Origin of the sequence: Acutalibacter intestini (assembly GCF_034334985.1) — a bacterium.
Lineage (GTDB): Bacteria > Bacillota > Clostridia > Oscillospirales > Acutalibacteraceae > Acutalibacter > Acutalibacter intestini.
Genome location: NZ_JAWXXL010000078.1, coordinates 1 through 4,727, shown reverse-complemented (window position 1 = coordinate 4,727; position 4,727 = coordinate 1). Strand labels below are relative to the sequence as shown.

The 4,727-nt window shown below is 52.7% G+C and carries 8 protein-coding genes; all 8 read right to left on the bottom strand.

Annotation, left to right across the window (positions count from 1 at the left end):
* Positions 1–315 (bottom strand): YjcQ family protein, encoded by a 315-nt coding sequence (locus U8U68_RS21440; RefSeq protein WP_322204433.1) that lies wholly within the window; start codon positions 313–315, stop codon positions 1–3.
* Positions 316–324: 9 nt separating this feature from the next.
* On the bottom strand, positions 325–549 hold the full coding sequence (locus tag U8U68_RS21435; protein WP_322204431.1) for a hypothetical protein: 225 nt from the start codon (positions 547–549) through the stop codon (positions 325–327).
* A gap of 5 nt (positions 550–554) precedes the next feature.
* Positions 555–1,364, bottom strand: a complete 810-nt coding sequence (locus U8U68_RS21430; protein ID WP_322204429.1) for a phage minor capsid protein — start codon at positions 1,362–1,364, stop codon at positions 555–557.
* Positions 1,365–1,445: 81 nt separating this feature from the next.
* Positions 1,446–2,264, bottom strand: coding sequence for a recombinase family protein (locus U8U68_RS21425; protein WP_322204427.1), 819 nt, complete (start codon positions 2,262–2,264; stop codon positions 1,446–1,448).
* 10 nt (positions 2,265–2,274) lie between these two features.
* The gene (locus tag U8U68_RS21420; protein WP_322204425.1) at positions 2,275–2,892 is read right to left on the bottom strand and encodes a hypothetical protein; all 618 of its coding nucleotides are present in this window, start codon (positions 2,890–2,892) and stop codon (positions 2,275–2,277) included.
* Positions 2,885–3,511, bottom strand: a complete 627-nt coding sequence (locus tag U8U68_RS21415) for a cytidylate kinase-like family protein (RefSeq protein WP_322204423.1) — start codon at positions 3,509–3,511, stop codon at positions 2,885–2,887. Before U8U68_RS21415 ends, U8U68_RS21420 begins: the two co-directional genes overlap by 8 nt.
* Positions 3,508–4,317, bottom strand: coding sequence for an MATE family efflux transporter (locus U8U68_RS21410; RefSeq protein WP_322204422.1), 810 nt, complete (start codon positions 4,315–4,317; stop codon positions 3,508–3,510). The genes U8U68_RS21415 and U8U68_RS21410 overlap by 4 nt, the downstream gene beginning before the upstream one ends.
* A partial coding sequence (locus tag U8U68_RS21405) for an MATE family efflux transporter (RefSeq protein WP_322204420.1) occupies positions 4,263–4,727 on the bottom strand: 465 nt, incomplete at its 5' end. The genes U8U68_RS21410 and U8U68_RS21405, both read right to left, overlap by 55 nt.

Genomic DNA, 4,727 nt, shown 5'->3' with positions numbered 1-4,727 from the left:
TCATGGCTTTATGATGCTGATTACATCCGTGGAAATCCTTGAAAATTTCCGCATAGCGCTGTTGTCCCTTAAGTATTCCGCGCCCTTTAATGTAATATGAATATTTTTGATATCCACCAGCCAGCCGCCTACGATATCTCTTTGAATCGCCACCCCGGCGATGTATCTTTCTTCCATCATCAGGCGGACCACTTCCAGCCATTTCTCCTTTGGCACGCCCAGCTTTTCGGGGCCGATCAGCGCCCCCATATACTCCGCCTTTTCTTTGTGCTCCAGGCTGTACAGAATTTTATACGCGATTTGTAGTGTGTCCATAGCTGCCTCCTATTTTATATTTCCTAGGATTTCTATGCGCTCGATTTCGTCCTCATACAATTCGTACCCCCAAGTTGTCTCTCCAACAAGAGTCACCCCAATATTTGCTCTGTTTTCTGGATCATCATATTCAGGTGTATAACCATCATATTCTCCAATGATTGGTTTACTCTTATCCAAAAAATACACCTTAATTATCTTTCCAATATAAATATCAGGATTTTGTATCTTCACAACTATTACCTCCCAGAATACGGAACGACATGGACACCCGTTTTACTATAATGAATTTTTGCCTTGGTTGTTTTTATTATATCAAAATCTCGGTTGATTGTATAGCCGATTTCTCTTTTTGCATTGATTAGTTCTTTTTTATCCCAGTTTCCATTTTTATCCAAGTGTATCTTTCCATGCCCTGCCTGCATATAGATGATCTCTTGCAATTCTTCCTGGGAAATAGTAATCACGCTGCGCCCCGGCGTTGCCGTGCCCGCCATATGTCGGGCTTGCTTTTCCGGGTTGATGTTCAGCGGGTAGTCCCCCTGGCGGATGGCTTCTCTTATAGATGCTTCTGCCTCATGCTTGGATTTCACGGCTTCCGCTTCTGACTCATGCCTAACCTTCGCGACCTCCGCTTTGGCCGTGGCACGGGCGTCGTATGTATACGCCACATTCATCCTTTCCCGCTGCTGTGGCAGGCCTGCCGCCTTACTGAACGCCCGATACTCTTCATCCAGCCGCCGGATGCGGGCCGAAGCCGCTGTTTCCTCTCCCTTCAATCCCGCCGCCCGGTATGCCGCCCGCTCCCGCTTCAGCCGGCGGATGGTCCGCTCGATCTGCCGCTGCTTCTGGGTGGCCTCGTACTGGGTGTAGGTTTTGCCCTCAAACGAAAAGGGCGGCGGGTCGATCTCCTCCAGCTCTTCGTCCGTGTAAGTGCGCTGGCTTACCCCTTCAATAAATGGCCAATAGCTGTGGCGGCAGTTGGCCCCGCCTATTCCCGTAACGCTTCCCAGTCCGCAGGTCTGGACAAAATCAGGATATTCTTCCATATATCATTGCTGTTAATTGATTAATTGATTTGATTATTGGCTTTACTCCTTGCGTAAATTTATGGGTGAAATGCCTTATGCTTAACCGAACCCTTTGCGCCCTATAAATCTCTCATTGTCCCTTTTCTCCTGTATTTGTTTCCTGTTTCCATATGCGGTTACCCCGTACTCAAGCGGTGACTGCCCCATACACTTTTTGAAAGCTGCGCCAAACTTTCCCTGGTGCGCATAACCGGTCTGCTCCGCAATATCCGCCCTGCTCTGGTCCGTGTCCTTAAGCAGGGCACAGGCGTATTCCATCCGCTTTCGCCTGATATATTCCGATATGGGGCAGCCATAAATCATGGCGAAATATTTTTTCACGGAAGAAGGGCTTACTCCCGCCTGCACCGCTTGGTAGTCTTCCATGCTGACGATGGCCTCATATGTGTTCTCCGCATGGTACATGGGCAGCTCACCACGGTTGGGGAGCGCCTTTTTCGTGATGTGGTTCTCCCGGAATGTGGTCTGGAGGAGCAGGCTGCCGGTGTAGGAGTAATTGCCCAGCACCTTCCGCACACAGGAGCGCCCCCAGAGATGTCCGTTACGAGTAGTCCTGCCCTCGGCGTTCAGCTTTTTCATAATGGCCTCAACGCCCATGCCGGAGAGGTAATCGGCGAAAATCTCCCGCACGATCTCTGCCTCATCCGGCTTGACGATGTAAACGCCGTTTTCGTACCGATACCTCAAAATCTGTCCCGACCAGGGCTTGCCATCCTCGAAGTTTTTCTTGATGCGCCACTTCTGGTTCTCGCTGGCGGAGAGGCTCTCCTCCTGGGCGTAGGACGCCAAAATGGTGAGCATCAGTTTCCCATCCGTGCTCATGGAGTGGATGTTCTGCTCCTCATAGTACACATCCACCCCATAGCTTTCAGCTCCCGGACGGTCTGGAGCAGCACCACCGTGTTCCGGGCAAACCGGGAGATCGACTTGGTGATGAGAGGTCGATGTTCCCGGCGCGGCATTCGGCCAGCAGACGCTGAAACCGCGTGATGGCCCCAGTTGTCTGCTGGGTATCAAGATAGCCCCAGGAGCCATCCGCCACAGATTCGCCAAACAGCAAGCCGGTCCCTACAAAAACGGACCAGAGGCCCTGGGTACTGGCGTAGCATACAGACTCTTTGAACAGTTTTGCTCTGCTCGGCAGGGTTACATTAGTAATCGTTGGTTTGTTCATGACGGTCTGCGGGTTGTACCTCGCAAAATAGAACATAGGGTGTTTCGCTTCAATCGAAACATTGACGAGGCACTCTCCATTTGCCACGATGGGGATAGTGTTTTTCTCCAGCGTCAGAAGTTTACCGCTGCCCAAGATGTCGAAAAAGAGCATATACTGTTCATTCTCTGCATTACCTTGGATTTTTACTGCGGTTTGCCTTCCTACCAGAGGTTCTACCCATGTAATACATTGAATGGGAATGGAATAAAGATCACCGTCTTTGCAGATGCGAAAAAGCACACTGCGCTGGCGTTCCCCTTCCTCATACATGGTCCGTCCCCATACCGACTGATGCAAGAATCAATTCCACACAGCGGTCGATCCCCAGCTTGCTGCTGTTCAGACAGAGGTCATAATTTGCCGCCATCCCCCACGCCTGATCGGTGATATGCCTGTAGTAGCTGGAACGCTTTCTGTCCCGTTCCTTCACATGGCTTCTGGCAGCGTCAAGGGCAACCCCATGCTCTGCGATGACACGGTTGGCCCGGTCAGGCAGTGCGCCGGTGATAAAAACGCGGAAGCAGTCCTCCCGCCCTTGCAGGATGTAGTCGGCGCACCGCCCTACGATGACGCAGGACTCCTTCTCCGCCAGTTCCTTGATGAGCTCGGTCTGATAGGCGTTGATCTGATCCGGCAGGGCCATATTCCCTCTCTGATTGGCGTTATAGGCCGAGTAGCCCCGCGATGAAACGCTGGTGAACAGGCTGCTGGCGGAGGAGTATTCCCCCTCCCAACCCACCGTCTCGGCGGACAGCCCGCTGCGTTCCGCCACGATCTGCACCAGCTTTTTGTCGTAGAAGGGAACGCCCAGCCGTTCCGCCACAGTTTTTCCAATGGTATGGCCCCCGCTGCCGCACTGACGGCTGATGGTAATCACACATTTTTTCATTTTTCCGCCACCTCTTTATTGAAAATCTTTTTCCAGAAAGCGCCTAAAGTGATCAAAGAGATCACGCCGGACAGTCCATCGCCAACAGGCCCGGCCCACAGGATACCCTCCACGCCCCACAGGTATCCAAAGAGCAGCATAGCGGGAATCAGGAAAATGATCTGCCGGGACAGGGAGAGCAGCGCGGCGGGAACAGGCTTTCCGATGGCTTGAAAGAAGATGCCGGTCACAGCGCCCGCGCCGATCATGAAGCAGGCCAGCAGATACACCCGGAAGCACTTCACCGCAAACTCCATGTACAGGTCCGACTCCTGCCCAAACAGGTTGATGATATACTCCGGACAGAATTGGAAGATGAAGAAGGCCGCCACCAAAATCAAGGTGCAGCTCGTCAGGGCTAGCTTGTAGGTTTTCTTCACCCGGTCGTACTGGCCGCTGCCGTAGTTGAATCCAAAAATAGGCTGGATGCCGGTGGCAATACCCAAGGCGATGCCGGTGATCAGTTGGCTGACTTTCATGGTGATGCCCAGCGCTGCCAGAGGGATGTCGGCTCCGTACTTGGACATGGCCCCGTATTTCACCAGGGAATTGTTCATGACCGCAATGACAAATACCGAGGCGACCTGAGAAATAAAGCTGGATGTGCCAAGGGTCAAAATCCGTTTGATAACGCTCCACTTCGGGATCATGTGCTGCTTTTTTATCTCAATGGTCTTAAAGCGCAGCATACACGCAACAAAGTAGACGGCGTTCAAAATCTGGCCGATGATGGTGGCCCAGGCCGCGCCCTTGCCCCCCAATGGCACACAAAGATGAAGATGGGGTCCAGAATGATGTTGGTGATACAGCCGATCAGCAGACCGACCATGCTCACCTTCGGTCGGCCATCCGCCCGGATGATGCTGCCGAACGCGCCGTCGATCATGGCAAAGGGGAAACCAAGCACGATGATGCTCCCGTATTCCAGCGCATAGGGCAGATTTCCCTCCGTGGCCCCGAACAGATGGCAGAGCGGCTCCAAAAACAGCTCAAAGAGAACCAGCAGAAACACACTGACGCCAACCGTCAAAGTAACTGCATTCCCCACACCTTGCGCCGCGTCCTCGTTACAGCCCTTTCCCAGATTCAGACTCATGTAAGACGCCGTTCCGTCACCGATCATCATGCCCAGGGCCAACAGGATGGAGGTGAGCGGCAGGATGATATTGGTAGCGGC

What these genes read in the sequence shown, in the direction of transcription:
- U8U68_RS21420 (WP_322204425.1), bottom strand. Translation starts at nt 2,892, where the DNA reads ATGTATGAGGAAGGGGAACGCCAGCGCAGTGTGCTTTTTCGCATCTGC.
- U8U68_RS21415 (WP_322204423.1), bottom strand. Translation starts at nt 3,511, where the DNA reads ATGAAAAAATGTGTGATTACCATCAGCCGTCAGTGCGGCAGCGGGGGC.
- U8U68_RS21440 (WP_322204433.1), bottom strand. Translation starts at nt 315, where the DNA reads ATGGACACACTACAAATCGCGTATAAAATTCTGTACAGCCTGGAGCAC.
- U8U68_RS21430 (WP_322204429.1), bottom strand. Translation starts at nt 1,364, where the DNA reads ATGGAAGAATATCCTGATTTTGTCCAGACCTGCGGACTGGGAAGCGTT.